Here is a 19,805-nt window from a genome sequence, read left to right as displayed (position 1 = left end):
CCCGGAGGAGGGGACCGCTGATGGCAATCGGGGAGGCACCCGTCGCGACGGTCGACTCGGTCGTCCACGCCTACGATCGTTCGACGCGGGCGCTCGACGGCGTGACGGTCGAGTTCCCGTCGGGCTGCATGATCGGGCTGATCGGGCCGGACGGCGTCGGCAAGTCGACGCTCATGGGCCTGGTGGCCGGTTCGAAGCGGATCCAGGGGGGGCGGATCGTCGTGCTCGGCGGCGACATGGCGGACGTCGGGCATCGTCGCGACGTCTGCACCCGGATCGCTTACATGCCGCAGGGGCTCGGCAAGAATCTCTATCCCGAGCTGAGCGTCTACGAGAACATCGACTTCTTCGCCAGGCTGTTCGGCCTGTCGTCGGCGGAGCGTCGGGCGCGGATCCCCGCGTTGCTCCAGGCGACGGGGCTGGGGCCGTTCCCCGACCGCCCCGCGGGCAAGCTCTCCGGGGGGATGAAGCAGAAGGTGAGCCTCTGCGCCTCGCTGATCCACGATCCCGACTTGCTGATCCTCGACGAGCCCACGACGGGGGTGGACCCGCTCTCGCGCCGCCAGTTCTGGAGCCTGATCGACGCCATCCGCGAGTCGCGCCCGACGATGAGCGTGCTGGTCTCGACGGCCTACATGGACGAGGCCCAGCAGTTCGACTGGCTGATCGCGATGGACGCCGGCCGGATCCTGGCGACGGGGACCGTCGCCCAGATCCTGGAGCGCACCGGGACCGAGGATCTCGAGGAGGCGTTCGTCGAGTTGCTCCCCGAGTCGGTGCGCGGCGACCGGAAGCGGCTGACGATTCCGCCGCGGGTCGAGGTCGAGGGGCCGCCGGCCATCGTGGCGAAGGGGCTCACGAAGAAGTTCGGCGACTTCACGGCCGTGGACGCCGTCACCTTCACGATCCCGAAGGGGGAGATCTTCGGCTTCCTCGGCTCGAACGGCTGCGGCAAGTCGACCACGATGAAGATGCTGACCGGCCTCCTGCCGGCGACGTCCGGCGAGGCCTTTCTGTTCGGCGAGCCGGTCGACGCGGGGAGCCTGGAGGTCCGCAGGCGCGTCGGCTACATGTCGCAGGCGTTCTCGCTTTACGGCGAACTGACCGTCTCGCAGAACCTCTGGCTGCACGCGAGGCTGTTCCACCTCCCCCCCGGCGAGGTCCCCGGACGGATCGACGGCCTGGTCGAACGCTTCGGCCTCCGGCCCTACCTCCACCACTCGTCGGAGGAGCTGCCGCTGGGGCTTCGCCAGCGGCTCTCGCTGGCCGTGGCCGTGATCCACGAACCCGAGATCCTGATCCTGGACGAGCCGACCTCGGGCGTCGACCCGATCGCGCGCGACGGCTTCTGGGAGCTGCTGATCGATCTTTCGCGGCGGGAGTCGATCACGATCTTCATCACGACCCACTTCATGAGCGAGGCGCTCCGGTGCGACCGGATCTCGCTGATGCACGCGGGGAAGGTGCTGGCGTGCGACGCCCCGGTGAAGCTGATCGAGGCCGTCGACGCCCCCGACCTGGAGTCGGCGTTCATCACCTACATGGAAATGGCCATCGGCGAGGGCGCCGGATCGGGCCAGGACGAGGAAGCGCGCGCGGCGCTCGCCTCGGCCGTCGCGGGCGATGCGAGCGCCGCTCACGCGACCGGGAACGCCTACCTCAGCCCGCGACGGCTCCTCGCGTACAGCCGTCGCGAGACCCTGGAGATCCTCCGCGACCCGGTCCGCCTGGCGTTCGCGTTCGTCGGCTCGATGCTCCTGATGGTGATCTTCGGCTACGGCATCACGACCGACGTGGAGGACGTCCGCTACGCGCTGCTCGACGACGATCAGACCCCCGCGAGCCGGGGCCTTGACGAGGCCTTCGGCGCGTCGCGGTCCTTCCTCCGGCTCCCCCCCGTCCAGTCCCCCGACTCGGGCGACGAACGGCTGAGGTCCAACGACCTCTCCCTGGTTCTGGAGGTCATGCCCAACTTCGGCCGCAACCTGAAGCGAGGCCAGGAAGCCGAGGCCCGCGCCATCATCGACGGCTCCAGCCCCTTTCGCGCCGAGACCATCAAGCAGTACGCCGAGGCCACCCACCTGACCCACATGGAGGAGGTCTATCGCACCGAGTTCGCCGGCGAGACGTTCGCCGCCACGTCGAGCGTGCAGGGGCGTTACCGCTACAATCCGACCTTCGAGAGCATCTACGCCATGGCGCCGAGCGTGCCGCCGATGCTCCTGATCCTGATCCCGGCGATCCTCATGGCGGTGAGCGTGGCGCGCGAGAAGGAGCTGGGCTCGATCGTCAACTTCTACGTCTCGCCGACCTCCCGGCTCGACTTCCTGATCGGCAAGCAGCTCCCGTACATCGCGATCGGGATGATCAATTTCGTCCTGCTGTCCGCGGTGGCGGTCCTCCTCTTCGGCGTGCCGATCAAGGGGAGCGCCGCCGCGCTCATGCTCTGCTCGCTCCTGTACGTCACGGCGACGACGGCGCTGGGGCTGGTGATCTCGGGGATCACGCGATCGCAGGTCGCCGCCGTGTTCGTCACGACGATCGTCACGATGGTCCCGACCGTCCAGTTCTCGGGGATGCTCCAGCCGGTCTCCACGCTCGTGGGATCGGCGCGGGTCATCGGCTCGGTCTGGCCGACCACGTACTACATGCACGCCAGCGTCGGGGCCTTCACGAAGGGCCTGGGCCCGAGGCTGCTCCTGTACGACGCCCTGGTGCTGGCGGCCTTCGTCCCGGTCCTGATGCTGGTCGCCCTCGCCGCGCTGCGCCCCCAGGAGGAGTAGGCCGTCGAAGCGGAACAGGTCCCTCGAAAGGTCGTCCGGCCGAACCGGCGAGGGTCGAGATCGAAGCCCATTAACCCAGGTCAGGCCGCAACGTGGAATCGCTCGCCAACATCTTCTGGCTCGGCGTCAAGGAGCTGCGGAGCCTTCGCAGCGACAAGGTGCTCGTCCTGTTCGTGATCTACGCCTTCACGGCGTCGATCTACACGCAGGCGCGGGGGACCTCGTCGGAGGTCTACAACGCCTCGATCGGGTTCGTCGACGAGGACGGCTCGGCGCTCTCTCGCAAGCTGTTCCAGGCGTTCTACCCGCCCCGATTCCAGAAGCCCGTCCTGATCCGCTCGGACGAGGTGGACGAGGCGATGGACTCGGGCCGGTTGATGTTCGTGGTCGAGATCCCGCCCCGGTATGAGCAGGACCTGAGGGCGGGTCGGCAGGCCGAGGTGCTGGTCGTCGTCGACGCGACGGCCATGCTCCAGGCGAGCATCGGCGCGTCCTACATCCAGAACATCATCTCCGGCCAGGTGGCCGAGTTCCTGTCCCGATCCGACCCGAATTTCCGCTACCCCTCGCGACTCGTCGTCCGCAAGGCGTTCAACCCCAACGGCGACACCTCGTGGTTCAACAGCATCGTCGCCATGATCAATCAGGTGACGCTCCTGACCACGGTGCTGACGGGCGCGGCGCTGATCCGGGAGCGCGAGCACGGGACGATCGAACACCTGCTGGTGATGCCGCTGACCGCCTTCGAGATCGCCGCGGCCAAGATCTGGTCGAACGCGCTGGTGATCCTCGCGGCGGTGTGGGCGTCCCTGCTGATCGTGATCCGGGGGGTGCTCCAGGTGCCGATCGCGGGGTCGCCGTGGCTGTTCCTGGGGGGGGTGATCCTCTACCTGTTCTTCGCCACGGCGCTGGGGGTGTTCCTGGGGACCGTCGCCCGGACGATGGCCCAGTTCGCGCTTTTGATCATCCTGATCCTGATCGTGCTGCAACTCCTCTCGGGGGGCTCGACGCCGGTCGAGAGCCAGCCGGAGGCGCTCCAGCGGATCACGTATCTCCTCCCGTCGCGGCACTTCGTCGCCTTCTCGCAGTCGATCATCTACCGGGGGGCGGGGATCGGGGCGGTCTGGCCGGACTTCCTGGTCGTCACGCTGGTCGGCGCGGGGTTCCTGGCGTTCAGCCTGCAACGGTTCCGGCGGTCGATCGCGGTCAGCCGCTGACCTCGGCGGCCGGGGCGGCGGCGGCGGGCTCGGGGGCGCTCACGGATTCGAGGTAGGCGTCGAGGATCTCGTCGATCGGTCCGTCGCCGACGAGTCGGCCCTTGTGCATCCAGAGGCCGCGGTCGCAGAGCTCGCGCAGGGTGCTCAGCTCGTGGGAGACCAGGATGACCGCGTGGGAGCGTTCCATGACGCCCCGGATGCGTTCCTTGGCCTTCTCGCGGAACGTGGCGTCGCCGACGCCCAGGGACTCGTCGACCAGCAGGATCTCGGGGTCGATCTCGGTGGCCACCCCGAACGCCAGGCGGGCGTACATGCCGCTGGAGTAATACTTGAGCGGGAGGTCGGCGAACTCGCGGAGGCCGGTGAACTCGTGGATGCCGTCGACCTTCGCCAGCATCTGCTTGCGCGAGAATCCGAGCATGGCTCCGTTGAGCAGGATGTTGTCGAAGCCGGAGAGCTCGGGGTTGAAGCCCGCCCCCATCTCGATGAGCGGGGCGACCATCCCCCGGACTTCGAGGAGGCCGCTGGTGGGGGGGTAGATCTTCGCCAGCAGGCGCAGCAGGGTGCTCTTGCCCGCGCCGTTGGAGCCGACGACGCCGATCCGCTCGCCGCGACGGATGCGCAGGTCGATGTCGCGCAGCGCCCAGAACTCGGAGTTGGGGACCTGGCGCTCGCGGCGCAGGAGCAGCTCCAGGAAGGCGCGCTTGAGGGTGTAGGTCTTGTCGGAGTAGTTGACGAACTTGAGGGAGACGCCTCGGAGCTCGATCAGGGGGTCCACGGCTTTGATCCGATCCTTCCGAAGACCCCGGCTCCGGCCCTCAGAGTCGGAAAACCATCTTGTCTTCGTTGGACTTGAACGTGGCATAGCCGATCCCCAGACTGGCGGTCGCCAGGGCGGCGGCGGTCAGCACCAGGCTGAGCTGCGGCCAGGCCCCGTCGCACAGGATGTCGTGGAAAATCTCGATGAAATAGAAGGCCGGGTTGAGCCAGAACCGCCACTGGAGCGACTCCTTGAAGTCGCCCGCGCGGTAGATGATCGGGGTGGCGAAGTACCAGGCCTGGATGAAGACGCCGACCAGATGGCCGCAGTCGCGGAAGAAGGTGTTGGCCGTCGCCACCAGCAGGCTCAGCCCGAGCGTGAAGGCGAAGTAGAGCGCGATCGCCACCGGCAGGAAGATCATCGAGATCGACGGCCGCGCGCCCAGGGGCACCATGATCAGGAAGAGCGCGACCAGCGAGAGGACGCTCGTCACCAGGTTGATCAGCACCCGGACCAGCGGGAAGACCAGCTTGGGGATGTAGATCTTCCGGATCAACACCTCGTTCATGATGATGCAGACGGCCGACTCGCCGATCGACCCGGCCATGAAGGTCCAGGGGACCATCCCGGCCAGGAGGTAGAGGCTGTAGCTGCCGCTCCCCGGCGGGGGGGCCGGCATCAGGTTCGAGAAGACGACCGAGAGGACCGCCATCATCAGGAGCGGGTTGATGAGCGTCCAGAGGAAGCCCATGAACGACCGCTGATAGCGGACCCGAAGCTCCTGGACGACCATGTTCTGGACGACCGGCCAGAACCGGACGAGCTCGCCCCGGTCGTTGTCCAGGCGGCGGCGCCAGACCTGGGACCATCGCACCGACGGGGGCGCGGGGAAGGACTCCCCGGCCTCGGTCGTCGTTTCGTTGCAGACGTCCATGTTCACGAGACAACCGTCTCCCTGCCTCGGACCGCGACGAGGCCCGTTCGTCCCCTGGCCCGACCGGGCGGATCTTACGAGGAAGCCGGACTTCGCGGAAGAGCAACCGTCGGGGCCCGGCCGACCTTCCGCGAGCCGGTCGATCCGCGCGGTCAGTCGTTGTCGTCGCGAGGGGTGACGGCCCGGACGCCGACGCGGGCGGCCAGGCGGACCTTCTCGCGGTTGGGCATGTCGCCGATGTACTTGGCGCGGAGGGCGTTCAGCCAGCGGATCTCGCGGCCGTCGTAGCTCACGAGGACGTGGGTTAGGGTCGGCCCGGCCAGCCCGAACGCACGCTGGATGCCGGGGACGACGTCGGCGTTGGTGGCGATCTGGTTGTAGCCGACGCCGACCGCGGCGGCGAACGCCGCGTAGTCGATCCGCGCGATCTCGGTCGCGGTGGTGCGGCGGTAGAGCGGCTCCTGGAGCATCTGCATGTAGTGGTAGGCGCCGTCGTCGAAGACGAAGAACTTCACCGGCAGCCCCATCCGGGCGGCCGTGGACATCTCCATCGCCGACATCAGGAAGCAGCCGTCGCCGGTGACGCAGACGACCCGCCGGTCCGGCCGGACGCGCTGCGCGCCGATCGACGCCGGGATCGCCCAGCCCATGCTCTGGTTGTCCGCCGGGGTGAAGTACCGGCGAGTCCCCTGGACCTCGACCGCCTCGGAGGCCCAATGGGTCGACGCGGTGACGTCGACGAACACCAGTTCCTCGGGGCCGAGGACGCAGCGCATCTGGCTGAGGAAGAACATCGGGTCGACGCACTGGGTGATCTGCTGGGTGCGGGCGACGCAGCGGTCGACCTTCCGCAGCCTGTCGATCTTGCCCCAGAGCGCCGGGTCGGGGGGCCTCCGGACGGCCGCGGCGTCGCCCAGGAGCCGATCGAGGAAGACGCGGGAGTCCGACGCCAGGCAGTGGCTGGTCGCCATGTTCTTCCCCAGGTTCTGGGGATTGACGTCCACATGAACGACGTCGATCTTGGGGAGGGCGTAGTTCGCCGTCGAGACCTCGCTGTAGCGGACGCCGACGGCCAGGACGAGGTCCACGTCCTTGAACGCCTTCTCGGCGGCGCGGGTCCCTTGCTTGCCGTAGCCCCAGCCCACGGCCAGGGGGTGGGCGTCGGCGATGACTCCCTTGCCGCTGACCGAGGTGGCCACCGGCGCCTGGAGCATCTCGGCGACGGCGGTCAGCGACGGCCCGGCGTCCACGCAGCCGAGCCCGGCGTAGATCCCGATCCGCTTCTTCCTGTCCTGAAGGTGGCCGACGATCCGCCGATACGCCGCCTCGTCGAACGGCGACGGCATCGGGGGAGGGGGGGCCTGGTCGTAGTCCCAGACCTCGCTGAAGAAGGGGTAGGGGATCACGACGCCGACCGGGCCGGGCTCGCCCGCCTGGGAGAGCCGGAAGGCGTGGAAGATCGTCCCGGGGATCTCGGCCTGGTGGCGGACGACGAAATGGGCCTTCACCACCGGCCGCAGCAGGGCCTCGTTCGCCAGGCCGTGGACCTGCCCGATGGGGGCGTCGGCCGAGCGGTCGATGTCGGTGATGATCGCCACCAGCGGGATTCCGTCGTAAAGGGCCTCGCCGAGCCCCGTCAGGCAGTTCGTGAGGCCGGGGCCGGGCACGACCGAGAAGGCGCCGGGGACCCCGGTGGCGCGGGCCGCGGCGTCGGCCATGACGCTGGCGGACGCCTCATGCGCGACCAGCATGTACGGGACTTCATAGGCCTTGAAGGCGTCCCAAAGCTCGTTGTTCTGCGCGCCGGGGATGCCGAAGACGCAGGGGACGCCCTGGCATCGGATGGCGGCGGCGGCCGCCTGGGCGCCGGTCATGCGGCCCCGGACGCCGTCGCGATGGGCCTGGCGGCCCAGCTCCACGCGGCCGGCCGCGGAGGCTTCGGGCGTCTGGGTCGCGGCCGCGACCGCCCCCGCCGCCACGGCCGCAGTCCCCATCGCCTGGCGACGGTTGAGCTTCGGCGTCATGTTCCGACTCCCTTCGGATAGTTCCGTCCTTGTCGAGACGCGCCCCGATTCCACGGGACGTACGCCTCGCGCATCCCTGCAAGGGATTTATCGACTCGATCGGGCCGCCGGCTCGTCTCGGGCCGCACCGGTTTCGCGGGCCCCGGCGCACGATCCGCACGACCGGCCCAGGTTACCGGGGCGCGGGGCGGACGAACGGCGCGAGGACTTCGGGTCGATACTGCGAGCGGTCCTCGCGGATTCGCCGGATGCACTCCAGGACGATCGGGCCCCGGTAGCCGATCGCGTCGAGGGCGCTGAACCAGGAGGGCCAGTCGATCGTGCCGTGACCGGGGGGATGATGGGAGTCCTTGCCGCCGTCGTTGTCATGGACGTGGGTGGTCGTCAGGAGGTCGGCGGCGGCCAGAGTCTCGCCGACGGCGTCGGCCGAAAGATGGGCGTGGGCCACGTCGAGGGTCAGGCCCAGCTCGACGCGGGACAGCTCGCGGACGAGCCGGGCGAGATCCCCCATGCGGCTTCCGGGATGGACCCCCGGCGGCATGTTCTCGACGGCGACGACCAGGCCCGTCCCCCTCGCGTGGTCGGCCAGCGCGGAGAGCCCGCGGGCGAGGGCGTCGCGGCGGGGCTCGCGGTCGGCCTCGTCGGAGAGCCCGCCGGGATGGACCACCAGCGTCCGGCCCCCGGCGGCGGCCAGCCAGTCGAGACAGCGCCTGAGGTCGTCGACGGACGCCTCATGGACGCTCGGCTCCGGCGAGCCCAGGTCGACCCGATCGGCCCGGATCGACTGGCCTCCCCAGCATCCATGGGCGCTGTGGAGCGTGAGACCGCGATCCGCGACCTGGTCGCGGAGGAGCGTCGGGTCGGGCTCGACCTTCCAGAGCGGGAGGATCTCCAGGACCTCGGCGCCGATCCAGGCGGCGAGGTCGAGTTCGGCGGCGAATGGGGCTCTCGGGTAGCCGTAAACGACCATCGTCCCCAGCACGCGACGGACCACTTTCACCATCCTTCGCCATCGTTCGGGCCGGCCGCTCGGGGGTGGTGATACCTCTTGTCGAACCGTCTCCCGCGAGTCATGATAGCAGCGAAATGGCTCCCGACCATCGCTTTGCTTTTTGCCGACCACGCCGAATGGGGCTGGAGGGGCCTTCGACCGACCCGCAGAGGGCCGATGCGCCCGGCGATCCCGGCCTCGCGTCGGTTTTGCTCGCCTCGGGTCGACGTTGCGTAGAGCTAGAGAAAGGAAACCCGCGTAATGCCTCCCGCGCCCCTGCTCGACCCTGAATCGATCGACACCGCGAAGGTCCTGCTCGACAGGGACCAACTACGCGAGGTCAACCCCCAGCGGTTCGAGATGGAGCAGCTCACGGCGATCGTGCTCATCGACGAGGCGGAAAAGCTGATCGTCGGCTATAAAGACGTCCTGCCCGACGAGTTCTGGGTCCGCGGCCACATGCCCGGCTATCCGCTCCTCCCCGGCGTGCTGATGTGCGAGGCTGCTGCGCAGCTCGCGAGCTGCTATTGCGTGAGCACCCACCTGATCAAGGAAGGTTTCGTCGGCTTCGGCGGGATGGAAGACGTCCGATTTCGAGGGCAGGTGCGGCCTGGAGACCGCCTGCTCCTCATCGGCAAGGCGACCCGCCTGCACCGCCGCCAGACCATCTTCGACGTCCAGGGTTTCGTGGGGGGCAACATGGTCTTCCACGGCCGGATGATCGGAGTCAACATGTCGCAGCAAGACTCCGCGAGCTGACCGCCCCCGCCCGTCCCTCCCGTCGCCGAAGATTGCCCCTCATGACACGCCCTCGCGCCGATCTCGACGTCTCTTCCGTGCTCCTCGACCCCCAGGGCTTCCCCGGCGACGAGCCGTTGCGCTGGGCCGAACTCTTCGGCGACGACCGCCCCGTCGTGCTGGAGATCGGCTCGGGGAAGGGACTCTTCCTGGCGAACGCGGCGTCGAAGCGCCCCGACCACGGCTTCTTCGGGATCGAGATCGCCAAGAAGTACGCCCGGCTCGCCGCCGAGCGGGTCGTGAAGGCGGGCCTGACCAACGTCCGCATGTGGCCCGGAGACGCCGGCGCCCTGATGGCGCGGCGGACCCTCGCCGCGAGCCTGAGCGAGGTCCACGTCTACTTCCCGGACCCCTGGTGGAAGAAGCGGCACAAGAAGCGCCGGGTCTTCAACGAGACTCTCCTCGGCTCGATCGCCAGGGCCCTCCGGCCCCAGGGCGAGCTGCACGTCGCGACCGACGTGGAGGAGTACTTCGGCGTGATCCGCGAACTGGTGGCGGGCGACGCCCGGTTCGTGGAGATCGACCCCCCGCCGCTCGGCGAGCCCGAGAGCGACAGCGACTACCTCACCAACTTCGAGCGCAAGTATCGCATCGAGGGGCGGCCGGTCTATCGGTCGAGCTACCGCCTGGCGTGATACCAAAAGGCTTCGGACGGACACGGGTTCGGGGACGAATTCGTGGCACCCGAGCGTCGCGACGCCGGCGCGACGGCGAAACGCGAAGGCCCCGGGAAATCCCGGGGCCTCGCTCGCTGTTCGGGTTCGCGGGATGATCCGCGTCGTCAGGAGGTCGCGACGGCCGTCTCGTAGGCCCGCTTGCGGGCGGAGGCGCCGGCGGCGTCCGGGTTGCATTCGATCTGGTAGAGGTCGCGGCCAGTCTCGGTGGGATAATCGCCGGTGATGCAGGCGCGGCAGAGGCGGTCCGGGGCCAGGCTGACCGAGCGGGCGATCGAGTCGACGGGGAGATAGCGGAGGCTGTCGGCCCCGAGTTCGCGGGCCATCTCGGCCTGCGCCTCCTCGGAGACGATGTAGCGTTCGCCGTCGAACTCGGCGTACTTGGTGGCGAACAGCTCGTTCCGCGTGGACATGTCGATGCCGTAATAACACGGCGCGATGATCGGCGGGCAGGCGACGCGGAGGTGGATTTCGCGGGCGCGGCCGCGGTCGCGGATCTCGTGGACCAGGGCCCGCATCGTCGTGGAGCGGACGATGCTGTCCTCGACCAGCAGGACCCGCTTGCCGGCGAGGACCTCGGGCAGGGGGGTGTACTTGAGGCGGGCCTTGGCGGCGCGGTCGGCCGTCCCCTCGATGAACGTCCGGCCGACGTAGCGGTTGCGCATCAGGCCCTCGACCGAGGGGAGCCCCAGAGCGAAGGCCATCGCGTCGGCCGCGGCCTTGGCGGTGTCGGGGACCGGGACCACGATGGTCCCCTCGTCGAGCGGAACCGTCTCCAGCCGCGCCATCTCCTTGCCCAGGCCGGCCCGGCTGAGGTAGACCGAGCGGTCGTCGAGCGTGCTGGCGACGTTGGCGAAGTAGATCCACTCGAAGAAGCAGTGCGCCTGGCGGGGCGAGGGGGCGTAGCGCTCGATCCGGAGGCCGGACGCGTTGGCGATGGCGATCGTGCCGGGCTCCAGCGAGTGGATCTTCTGAAATCCCAGGTTGGCCAGCGGGGAACTCTCGCTGGCGACGGCGAACAGGGGGCCGTTCTCGGCGATGCAGAGGGGGCGGAACCCCAGCGGGTCGCGGGCGACGACCAGCTCGCCGTGGGCGGTGATCAGGACGATGTTGTACGCCCCGTCGAACCATTCCGAGAGCCTCCGGAAGATGCCGACCCAGTCGGGGTCGACGTCCTCGTTCTGCAGCTCGTAGGCCAGGGCGTGCATGATGATTTCGGTGTCGGTGTCCCGCTTGAGGTGGTAGTCCCCCTTGGAGAGCAGCTCTTCCTTCAGCGTCTTGTAGTTGGCGAGCTGGCCGTTGAAGGCGAAGGCGAACCACTTGGTCCGGCGGCCGTGGTCGCGCTCGAACGGCTGGGCGTTGTACCGGTCGTCGCCGCCGCAGGTGGCGTAGCGGACGTGGCCGATGGCGATCGGGCCGTCGACGCCGGTCATGATCGATTCGAATTCGGACTTGTGATTGAGGCGGAAGGCCTCGGCCACCGTACCCAGTTCCTTGTGGACCCGGATCAGGGCGTTCCGGTCGGGCCGGAAGCTGGCCATTCCGGCGGCGAGCTGGCCGCGGTTCTGCATGTCCAGGAGCATCCTCGGCACCAGCCGGGCGACGCTGTTGACGTCGCCGGGAATGGGGCACAGCGGCGAGGCGGCCGCTCCCGGAGCATGAAACACCGCCGCAACGCCGCACTCATGGTGAAGCTCACCCATATGAGGTGGGATCCCTGATTCGGCCCCCGGAGGGCGGGACCGTCGAGTTGTAGTGGTGGAGAGACGACGTCCGAGGAGGAGACGCGGGCCCGGTTTCATCTAGGCCGCCGCCGACCCGTGATTATAATAGTGACGGCGGCTTCCGACAACCTTCACCAACAGGGTCGTTGGGAATTCAGGCGGCACGACGAGGGGAAACGGACGACTCCTCCCAGCCTGTCGATCGAAGCCGCGGTCCCGTTGCCAGGACGCACCGTCGACGGTGCGGAATGAGAGCCTACCCTTGAAGACGAAGACCGACGCCGGGCGGCCGTCCCGGCCCTGGACCACGCGCATGGTCGACGAAGCCGCCGCGATCCCGTCCCCGACGCCGAGCACGCCGCCGGTCCGCGACCTGGTGCGCGACGAGGTGGTCCTGTCGGCCCAGACCTGGGTGGTCAAGGTGGGGACGAGCGTCCTGGCGGGGCGAGACGGGCGCCTCGACCTGGACCGGATCGACCACCTGGCCGAGCAGATCTGCAAGATCCTCGACACCGGACGGAAGGTCGCCCTGGTCAGCTCGGGAGCCGTCGGCGCGGGGATCGGCCGGCTGGGGCTCAAGGGGAGGCCGGACAACCTCCGCCAGCTCCAGGCCGCCGCCGCCATCGGCCAGTCCTACCTCATGCGTTGCTACGACGAGGGGATGCGTCGGCGGGGGCGCAACGCCGCCCAGGTCCTCCTCACGCACGAGGACTTCGACGGCCGGGCGCGCTATCTGAACATGCGGAACACGCTCCACGCCCTCTTCGAATGGAACGCGGTCCCGATCATCAACGAGAACGACACGATCAGCGTGGACGAGATCAAGTTCGGCGACAACGACCGCCTCGCCGCGATGGTCGCCAACCTGATCCAGGCCCAGCTCCTCGTCATCCTGAGCGTGGTCGACGGCCTTTACCTGACCGATCCCGCCAAGCCGGGCCCGGCCGAGGTCGTCTCGTGCGTCCCCCAGATCGGCGACGAGGTCATGGCCCTCGCCTGCGGGGGCCGCAGCGCCCTGGGGACCGGCGGGATGCAGAGCAAGCTGGCGTCCGCCAGGCTCGTCACCCAGGCCGGCGGCTCGGTCGTCATCGCGTCCGGGACCCGCCCCGAGCCCCTGACCCGAATCCTGGCCGGCGAGGAGGTCGGCACGCTGTTCCTCGCGCACGGCAGCAACCACCCCGCCCGCAAGCGCTGGATCGGCCTGACGGCGCGGCCCCGAGGCCGGATCGTCGTCGACGCCGGCGCCCGCAAGGCGCTGGAGACCGGGATGCGAAGCCTGCTGGCGATCGGCGTCGTCGAGGTCGTCGGCGAGTTCGAGAAGGGGGACGTGGTCGCGGTCTGCGACCCGGAAGGCTGCGAGTTCGCCCGCGGCCTCTCGAACTACGACGCCAAGGACGCCCGCGCCGTCCAGGGCCGACACTCGCTCGAGGCTCGGGCCTTGCTCGGCCCGTCGATCTATGACGAAGTCGTCCACCGCGACAACCTGCTGCTGATCCTCTGACCCGATCGAGCGACCCTCCCCGGCGGAACGACCGGCCGGACCGGGCCTCCCGGCGCCGCATTCGCGAAAGAGCCGTACACCCCGACGGGGAGAGCGGCCGATGTTCAGGGCGAGTCGGGATCGGCTTCCGCGCGAGAAGCCGTCGCGCACGACGGCTTCTCGCAGGAGTCGGCGACGCGTACAATCCAAGGGACGCGTCGATTCGACCCAGCCCGTCCCCGGCGAACCGATCGGTGGTGAGGCCCGTCATGATCTCGACACGACTGTACGAACTCGTCCGCCGGCATCTCCCGACGCTCCTCGCGCCGGCCGCGCTGCTGCTCCTTTCGGCCCTCCCCGGGAACGCCTCCGGCCAGGGATTCGGGCCCGACCCGTTCCGGCCCTACAACTCCCAGTACGACCCCTACGTCTTCGGGGTCGCGCCCGGGGCCTACGACGCCGGCGGCAACGCCACCCTCAACCGCGCCGGCGTGCGCAACGCCAACCAGTTCCAGAACTTTCTGGAAGGGCTCGATGAGCGGGGCAACCGCTACGATCGGGCGAACCGGGCCTACGACCGCGACTACAACCGTTTGTACAAGCCCAACTCCAAGGCCGACGCCCGCTTCGAGAACCGTCGCAACGAAGTCAGCGACGTCTATTTCCGCTATCTCCGCGAGAAGGACCCGCGCAAGCGCGCGGCCCTCTTCAAGGAGTACACCCAGGCCCAGAATCGTTCCGCTCGCGGACTTTCCGACGACCCGAACGCCCGCGGGGGGCGGCGGGGCCGAACCGCCGTCGACGATGGGCTGCCCGTCGCGCCGCCGCTCGATCCGGTGCGAGGTCGGGCCGAAGCCCCCGCCCCCGCGCCGGCGCTCCCGGGCGAGGAATCCCCACGCCCGCCCGATTCCCCCCGGTCCCGACGGTCCAATCGGCCCGCCGCCCCCGCCCCCCCCGCGACGACCGGCCCCGCCCCCTCCGAGGTCCTCGATCGGGCCCTGCGATCGGACGACGCGACGGTCCCGCCGGCCCCGCCCCTGACCCCCTGAACCCGTCCCGGAGAGCTCGCGACGAGCCCGGCGAAGGCCCGTCGGGCCGCCCCGGAAATCTCTAGAGCGTTGACGGTAGCGAAACGGACCTTACAATTGGGTCCGAGACATCAAGACGCGGTCCGTGCGGATCGCATCCCGAGCTCCATCGTCGTACACGACAGCCCTGCCTGTCGGACGTTGGATGCGGATCCGGGATGCGATAACGGCGACGTCCCGATCGGGGACGGCCGATTCCGACGCGAAGCGCGTCTTTTTTCGGCGGGGACTTTGTGAAACCCTTCACAAGGTCGACCCGACGATCCATCGTGCGGGGGTCCTTCCAGAGACGATGAGCACCGACTTCACGCCGATCTTCCTGTTCCTGGCGATCGCCGTCGGCACTGGGTTGAGCATGCTGGTGCTCAGCGCGTTGCTGGGGCCTCGCAAGGAGACGCGGGTCAAGCAGATGCCGTACGAATCGGGCATGGACCCGATCGGCGACGCCCGCCAGCGATTCGACGTCCGCTTCTATCTCGTCGCGATCGCGTTCCTGCTGTTCGACGTCGAGCTGCTGTATCTGTACCCCTGGGCCGTCGCCCAGTGGAGCGCCGAGCCGGCCCTGGCGGCGTCCGCCGCCGCGGTGGCGGGGACGACGGTCGCGGCCGGGGTGCCACCGCTGTTCCGGGCCCTGGTGTTCTGCGAGATCATGGTGTTCGTGGCGATCCTGACGGCGGCCTTCGCCTACGCGTGGAAGAAGGGGGTCTTCGAATGGCGATGAATCCGTCGACGACGGCCGGCGGCCCGCGGGCCGGCTCCGACCTGATCGTGACGCCCGCCGGCGAGCCCGAGGTCCCGGAGAACGTCTTCCTGACGACGATGGACTCGGTCGTGAGCTGGTGCCGCAAGTACAGCCTCTGGCCGATGCCGTTCGCCACCGCCTGCTGCGGCATCGAGCTGATGGCCGTCGGCGCCAGCCGATTCGACATCGCCCGATTCGGGGCCGAGGTCATGCGGTTCAGCCCCCGCCAGTGCGACCTGATGATCGTCGCCGGCCGCGTGGCCATGAAGATGATGCCCGTCCTGCAGCGGATCTGGCTCCAGATGCCCGAGCCCAAGTGGTGCATCAGCATGGGCGCCTGCGCCAGCACCGGCGGGATCTTCGACACCTACGCCGTGGTCCAGGGGGTCGACCGCTTCATCCCGGTCGACGTCTACATCCCCGGCTGTCCCCCGCGCCCCGAGCAGATCCTCCGGGCCCTGATGGACATCCAGGGGAAGGTGCAGAAGGGGGGGACGACCTTCGGCAACGAGGGCCTTCCCGAGCTTCGCGCCCGCGAGCGTTACATCCTGGCCCAGCGCGAGGCCGAGCCCGGCGCCGGCATCGCCGCCGAGCGCGGCGACGAGGACCGCTTCGGTTACCGACTCCCCGGCGGGCCGTCGCAGCTCGGCCTGGAGGAGACCCGATGAGCACCGTCGAAGCCGCCCCCGCCGGCGCGAGCGAGACGATCCTGGCGACCCTCTCCGCCCACCTCGGCGAGGAAGCGTTCTGCGTCTCCCGGTTCCGCGACAACATCCGGATCTTCGTCGCCAAGGAGCGGCTGATCGAGGTGTTGACCGCCCTCAAGGATCGTTGCGGCTGCAACTACCTGTCCGAGCTGGGAGGGGCCGACTATCTCGGCTACCCCGGCCGCGTCGGCAGCCGTTTCGAGGTCCACTACGTCCTTCGCAACCTCGACGCCGGCGGCTTCGTGGTCGTCAAGGCGGGGGTCGACGACCCCGATCCCACGCTCCCTTCGGCCTTTCCCCTCTGGAAAGGGGCCGACTGGCTGGAGCGCGAGGTCTTCGACATGTACGGCATCCGATTCGAAGGCCACCCCGACCTTCGGCGGATCCTCATGCCCGACGAATTCGCGGCTTACCCGCTCCGCAAGGACTACCCCCTGCGAGGCCGAGGCGAGCGCCACAACTTCCCCCGGCTGACCCGGGAAGAGTCCTGAGGCCGACGGCCCCCGTCGCCGGTCCGCATCGAATCGACGACTTTCCCCCAAGCGAGGCCTGAGAGAGACGTCATGCCGGTCCACTTGCTCGACGAGCCCGAACTGGAATCCGAGGCCAGGCAGGCGACCTGGACTTTGAACTTCGGCCCCCAGCACCCGGCCACGCACACGACGCTGCGGCTGATCCTGGAGCTCGAGGGTGAGCGGATCGTCAAGGCGACCCCCGACATCGGCTACCTGCACTCGGGCTTCGAGAAGCTCGGCGAGCACCTGAACTACAACCAGTACGTCACGATCGTCGACCGCAAGAACTACATCAGCCCGCCGATGAACGAGGTGGCCTGGCACCACGCGGTCGAGACCCTGCTGGGCCTCGAGCTGACCCCGCGCTGCCAGTACATCCGGGTGATCATCGGCGAGCTGGCGCGGATCTCCGACCACCTCCTCTGCACCGGGGCCGCGGCGCTCGACCTGGGGGCGTTCACGGCGTTCCTGTTCGCGTTCAACCTCCGCGAGCAGATCTACGACGTGTACGAGGAGATGTCGGGCTACCGGTTCCATCCCGGCTACACCCGCGTCGGCGGCGTCCTGTACGACTTCAACGATCGCGTCCTCGACCGCGTCCGGAAGGTGCTGCACTCCTTCCCGAAGGTCTTCTCGGACATGAGGAAGCTCCTGTTCCGCAACCGGATCTTCCTGGACCGGATGCGGGGGGTGGGGACGCTCAGCAAGGCCGACGCGATCGCCTACTCCTGCTCCGGCCCGATCGCCCGGGCCAGCGGCGTCCACTGCGACCTCCGCAAGGACGCCCCGTACCTGGCGTATCCGGACTTCGACTTCGAGGTCCCGTACTGCGAGGAAGGGGACTGCTGGGCCCGGTTCATGGTCCGCATGGAGGAGATGCAGCAGAGCGTCCGGATCATCGAGCAGGCGATGGCCAAGCTCCCGTCGGGGCCGGTCAACCTGCCGATCGCCGACAAGCTCAACCTGCCGGACAAGGCGACGACCTACAACAGCATGGAAGGGCTGATCCAGCACTTCGAGCTGGTGATGCCCAACCGTGGGTTCGAGACGCCGGTGGAAGAGGTCTACGCGGCCGTCGAAGGCCCCAACGGCGAGCTGGGATACTACCTGGTGGCCGACGGGACGGAGTTCGCCTGGCGGGCCCGCACCCGTCCCCCCTCGTTCATCCATTTCTCGGTCTTCCCGCACATCATCAAGAACCACATGCTCGCCGACGTGGTGGCCGTGCTGGGGAGCCTGAGCATCATCGCCGCCGAGCTCGACCGCTGAGCGGGCCGGCGCCGCGTGGGAATGGAGCAAGATCGAACCCGGCGAACCCCGCCGAACGCAAGGAACCCCGTCCGATGGCAGCCGAAGCCCCGCCCCGCCCGCCGCAGCGGATCGCGCTCCTCACGGAGCCGCTCCGGGAGAAGATCCGTTCCCTCTTCCCGCGCTACCCGAGCAAGCGGGCCGTGACCCTGCCGGCGCTGCACCTGGTGCATGAACACCTGCGTTGCGTCCCCTTGCAGGCGATGACCGAGATCGCCGAGCTGCTGGAGATCGCGCCGGCCGAAGTCCACGACACGATGAGCTTCTACGGCTTCTTCCCGCAGGCGCCGATCGGCGACGTCCGGGTCTGGGTCTGCCGTTCGCTCTCGTGCATGCTTCGAGGGGGCGACGAGCTGCTGGGCCACGCCTGCGAGCGGCTGGGGATCCACCCCGGCGAGACCACCCCCGACGGCAAGCTCACCGTCGAGTTCGCCGAATGCCTGGGGATCTGCGACCACGCCCCCGCGGCCCTGGCGGACGACGGCCGGGTCTACGGCCCGCTCGACGAGGCGGGGGTCGACGCGATGCTCGACGAGTTGAAGAAGGGGCGGCGCGACGAACCGCCCCGTGCGTGACCGGAGACCGGTCCGACGCCCCCGGACGCCCCGAATCGATCGCCGACGCCCCAGGAGATCCCAAGCCCGTGGCCACGTTTGAACCCGTCCTCAGCCGCAACTGGAACGTGCCCGACGCCCGCTCGCTCAAGGTCTACGAGTCGCGCGGCGGATACCAGGCCGCGCGCAAGGCGCTGACGACGATGGACCCCGACGCCGTCGTCAACCTCGTCAAGGACTCGGAGCTGCGCGGTCGCGGCGGCGCGGGCTTCCCGTGCGGGCTCAAGTGGACGTTCCTTCCGAAGGATCGGAAGGAGACCCTGATGTGCGTCAACGGCGACGAGAGCGAGCCGGCGACGTTCAACAACCGCTACCTCCTGGAACGCGACCCGCACATGTTCCTGGAGGGGATCCTGATCTCCTGCTTCGCCACCCGGGCGTCGACGGCCTACGTCTACCTCCGGTTCGAGTACATCGAGGCGACCCGGATCATCGAGGAGGCGATCGCCGAGGCGCGGGCCGCCGGCCACCTCGGGAAGAACGTCTACGGCAGCGGCTTCGACCTGGACGTCTGGGTCCATCGGGGCGCCGGGGCCTACATCTGCGGTGAGGAGACGGGCCTGATCGAGAGCCTGGAGGGGAAGCGGGGCTGGCCCCGGATCAAGCCCCCGTTCCCGGCCATCGAGGGCGCCTTCCGCAAGCCGACGGTCGTCAACAACATCGAGACCCTCTGCTGCGTCCCCCACATCGTCGAGCGGGGGGCGTCGTGGTTCAAGTCGATCGGCACCCCCAAGAGCTACGGCCCGAAGCTCTACACGGTGTCGGGCCACGTCGAGAAGCAGGTCTGCGTCGAGCTGCCGCTGGGCGTCACCTGCCGCGAGCTGATCGACGACCACGCCGGCGGCGTCTGGAAGGGGAGGAAGGCCAAGGCGGCGGTCCCCGGCGGCATCAGCATGGGCCTCCTCTCGGCCGACGAGCTGGACACCCCGCTCGACTTCGAGAGCCTCCGCAAGCCCGGCTGCCTGGGCCTGGGGACGGCGGCCGTCACGGTGATCGACGACCACACGCCGATCATCGACTACCTGATCAACACCGCCCGGTTCTTCGCGCACGAGAGCTGCGGCCAGTGCACCCCCTGCCGCGAGGGGACGGCCTGGATGAGCAAGACGATCCACCGCATCAAGAACGGCGGCGGCCGGGTCGAGGACCTGGACGTGATGCTCCACCTGGCGAACAACCTGGGGATCATCCCCGGCACCACCATCTGCGGCCTGGCCGACGGCGCCGCCTGGCCGATCAAGAACGCCCTGGGCAAGTTCCGCGGGGAGCTGGAAGAGTACATCCGGACCCACCAGACCCCGGGCGCCGGGCCGACCCCGCTGCAGCTCGACATCGCCGCCGGCCGCCGCGTCGACCTCGTCCAGGTCGGGAACGCGATCGCCGCCCCCCCGCCGGCCGCCGCCCTCCACTCGCCGGGACGGCCGACCGCCTGAGGACGACGGACCG

General features: G+C 69.1%; 17 protein-coding genes. 12 read left to right on the top strand and 5 right to left on the bottom strand.

From position 1 onward, the window contains the following. Window positions 1–20: 20 nt before the first annotated feature. Both rbbA and VT85_RS19015 read left to right on the top strand, forming a co-directional pair. Window positions 21–2,783, top strand: coding sequence for a ribosome-associated ATPase/putative transporter RbbA (gene rbbA / locus VT85_RS19020; RefSeq protein ID WP_068418919.1), 2,763 nt, complete (start codon window positions 21–23; stop codon window positions 2,781–2,783). Window positions 2,784–2,875: 92 nt separating this feature from the next. Beyond that, window positions 2,876–4,000 carry an ABC transporter permease gene (locus VT85_RS19015; protein ID WP_068418915.1) on the top strand — a complete coding sequence of 375 codons (1,125 nt, stop codon included), beginning with the start codon at window positions 2,876–2,878 and terminating at the stop codon, window positions 3,998–4,000. Here the strand turns inward: VT85_RS19015 and VT85_RS19010 are convergent. From VT85_RS19010 to VT85_RS18995, 4 genes are all read right to left on the bottom strand, one after another. Further along, window positions 3,990–4,778 (bottom strand): ABC transporter ATP-binding protein, encoded by a 789-nt coding sequence (locus tag VT85_RS19010; protein ID WP_197490875.1) that lies wholly within the window; start codon window positions 4,776–4,778, stop codon window positions 3,990–3,992. The two genes, VT85_RS19015 and VT85_RS19010, sit on opposite strands and share 11 nt — an antisense overlap. Before the next feature lie 40 nt (window positions 4,779–4,818). Beyond that, window positions 4,819–5,694 (bottom strand): ABC transporter permease, encoded by an 876-nt coding sequence (locus VT85_RS19005; RefSeq protein WP_082859011.1) that lies wholly within the window; start codon window positions 5,692–5,694, stop codon window positions 4,819–4,821. 152 nt (window positions 5,695–5,846) lie between these two features. Beyond that, window positions 5,847–7,718 (bottom strand): thiamine pyrophosphate-binding protein, encoded by a 1,872-nt coding sequence (locus VT85_RS19000; protein ID WP_068418907.1) that lies wholly within the window; start codon window positions 7,716–7,718, stop codon window positions 5,847–5,849. Between the two features lie 172 nt (window positions 7,719–7,890). Then, on the bottom strand, window positions 7,891–8,721 hold the full coding sequence (locus VT85_RS18995; RefSeq protein ID WP_068418904.1) for a sugar phosphate isomerase/epimerase family protein: 831 nt from the start codon (window positions 8,719–8,721) through the stop codon (window positions 7,891–7,893). A gap of 249 nt (window positions 8,722–8,970) precedes the next feature. Here VT85_RS18995 and VT85_RS18990 point away from each other — a divergent pair, with 249 nt between their 5' ends. Together VT85_RS18990 and trmB are read left to right on the top strand one after the other, a co-directional pair. Next, window positions 8,971–9,468, top strand: a complete 498-nt coding sequence (locus VT85_RS18990; RefSeq protein ID WP_068418901.1) for a 3-hydroxyacyl-ACP dehydratase FabZ family protein — start codon at window positions 8,971–8,973, stop codon at window positions 9,466–9,468. A gap of 41 nt (window positions 9,469–9,509) precedes the next feature. After that, window positions 9,510–10,142, top strand: a complete 633-nt coding sequence (gene trmB / locus VT85_RS18985; RefSeq protein ID WP_068418898.1) for a tRNA (guanosine(46)-N7)-methyltransferase TrmB — start codon at window positions 9,510–9,512, stop codon at window positions 10,140–10,142. Window positions 10,143–10,288: 146 nt separating this feature from the next. On the opposite strand, the gene VT85_RS18980 is transcribed toward trmB, so the two are convergent. Beyond that, window positions 10,289–11,884, bottom strand: coding sequence for an amidophosphoribosyltransferase (locus VT85_RS18980; protein WP_068418894.1), 1,596 nt, complete (start codon window positions 11,882–11,884; stop codon window positions 10,289–10,291). A gap of 334 nt (window positions 11,885–12,218) precedes the next feature. On the opposite strand from VT85_RS18980, the gene proB reads away from it, so the two are divergent. From proB to nuoF, 8 genes are all read left to right on the top strand, one after another. Continuing rightward, a complete protein-coding gene (gene proB, locus VT85_RS18975; protein ID WP_068422307.1) occupies window positions 12,219–13,406 on the top strand; it encodes a glutamate 5-kinase in 1,188 nt (395 codons plus the stop codon). A 248-nt stretch (window positions 13,407–13,654) separates the two neighbouring features. Then, window positions 13,655–14,434: a hypothetical protein gene (locus VT85_RS18970; RefSeq protein WP_068418888.1), complete on the top strand. Its 780-nt coding sequence runs from the start codon at window positions 13,655–13,657 to the stop codon at window positions 14,432–14,434. A 331-nt stretch (window positions 14,435–14,765) separates the two neighbouring features. Beyond that, window positions 14,766–15,194 carry an NADH-quinone oxidoreductase subunit A gene (locus tag VT85_RS18965; RefSeq protein WP_068418884.1) on the top strand — a complete coding sequence of 143 codons (429 nt, stop codon included), beginning with the start codon at window positions 14,766–14,768 and terminating at the stop codon, window positions 15,192–15,194. A gap of 98 nt (window positions 15,195–15,292) precedes the next feature. Next, complete coding sequence (locus VT85_RS29310) at window positions 15,293–15,883, top strand: NADH-quinone oxidoreductase subunit B (RefSeq protein ID WP_409999951.1); 591 nt, start codon at window positions 15,293–15,295, stop codon at window positions 15,881–15,883. Beyond that, a complete protein-coding gene (locus tag VT85_RS18955; protein ID WP_068418878.1) occupies window positions 15,880–16,413 on the top strand; it encodes an NADH-quinone oxidoreductase subunit C in 534 nt (177 codons plus the stop codon). Before VT85_RS29310 ends, VT85_RS18955 begins: the two co-directional genes overlap by 4 nt. Window positions 16,414–16,485: 72 nt before the next feature. After that, a complete protein-coding gene (gene nuoD / locus VT85_RS18950; protein ID WP_068418876.1) occupies window positions 16,486–17,706 on the top strand; it encodes an NADH dehydrogenase (quinone) subunit D in 1,221 nt (406 codons plus the stop codon). 74 nt (window positions 17,707–17,780) lie between these two features. After that, entirely contained in the window at window positions 17,781–18,320 is a 540-nt protein-coding gene (locus tag VT85_RS18945; RefSeq protein WP_068418873.1) for a complex I 24 kDa subunit family protein, read from the top strand. Window positions 18,321–18,388: 68 nt separating this feature from the next. Next, window positions 18,389–19,792 carry an NADH-quinone oxidoreductase subunit NuoF gene (gene nuoF, locus VT85_RS18940; protein ID WP_068422304.1) on the top strand — a complete coding sequence of 468 codons (1,404 nt, stop codon included), beginning with the start codon at window positions 18,389–18,391 and terminating at the stop codon, window positions 19,790–19,792. The last annotated feature ends 13 nt before the right edge of the window (window positions 19,793–19,805 follow it).

This window comes from Planctomyces sp. SH-PL62 (assembly GCF_001610895.1).
Classification (GTDB): Bacteria; Planctomycetota; Planctomycetia; order Isosphaerales; family Isosphaeraceae; genus Paludisphaera.
Note: the sequence above shows the minus strand (reverse complement) of the source record. Positions and strands in the feature narration are given on the sequence as shown.

Excerpts from the sequence above, each read along its gene's own strand:
- rbbA (WP_068418919.1), top strand. The coding sequence starts at position 21 with ATGGCAATCGGGGAGGCACCCGTCGCGACGGTCGACTCGGTCGTCCAC.
- VT85_RS19005 (WP_082859011.1), bottom strand. The coding sequence starts at position 5,694 with ATGGACGTCTGCAACGAAACGACGACCGAGGCCGGGGAGTCCTTCCCC.
- VT85_RS19000 (WP_068418907.1), bottom strand. The coding sequence starts at position 7,718 with ATGACGCCGAAGCTCAACCGTCGCCAGGCGATGGGGACTGCGGCCGTG.
- VT85_RS18995 (WP_068418904.1), bottom strand. The coding sequence starts at position 8,721 with ATGGTGAAAGTGGTCCGTCGCGTGCTGGGGACGATGGTCGTTTACGGC.
- VT85_RS18990 (WP_068418901.1), top strand. The coding sequence starts at position 8,971 with ATGCCTCCCGCGCCCCTGCTCGACCCTGAATCGATCGACACCGCGAAG.
- trmB (WP_068418898.1), top strand. The coding sequence starts at position 9,510 with ATGACACGCCCTCGCGCCGATCTCGACGTCTCTTCCGTGCTCCTCGAC.
- VT85_RS18980 (WP_068418894.1), bottom strand. The coding sequence starts at position 11,884 with ATGGGTGAGCTTCACCATGAGTGCGGCGTTGCGGCGGTGTTTCATGCT.
- proB (WP_068422307.1), top strand. The coding sequence starts at position 12,219 with ATGGTCGACGAAGCCGCCGCGATCCCGTCCCCGACGCCGAGCACGCCG.
- VT85_RS18970 (WP_068418888.1), top strand. The coding sequence starts at position 13,655 with ATGATCTCGACACGACTGTACGAACTCGTCCGCCGGCATCTCCCGACG.
- VT85_RS18965 (WP_068418884.1), top strand. The coding sequence starts at position 14,766 with ATGAGCACCGACTTCACGCCGATCTTCCTGTTCCTGGCGATCGCCGTC.
- VT85_RS29310 (WP_409999951.1), top strand. The coding sequence starts at position 15,293 with ATGGACTCGGTCGTGAGCTGGTGCCGCAAGTACAGCCTCTGGCCGATG.
- VT85_RS18955 (WP_068418878.1), top strand. The coding sequence starts at position 15,880 with ATGAGCACCGTCGAAGCCGCCCCCGCCGGCGCGAGCGAGACGATCCTG.
- nuoD (WP_068418876.1), top strand. The coding sequence starts at position 16,486 with ATGCCGGTCCACTTGCTCGACGAGCCCGAACTGGAATCCGAGGCCAGG.
- VT85_RS18945 (WP_068418873.1), top strand. The coding sequence starts at position 17,781 with ATGGCAGCCGAAGCCCCGCCCCGCCCGCCGCAGCGGATCGCGCTCCTC.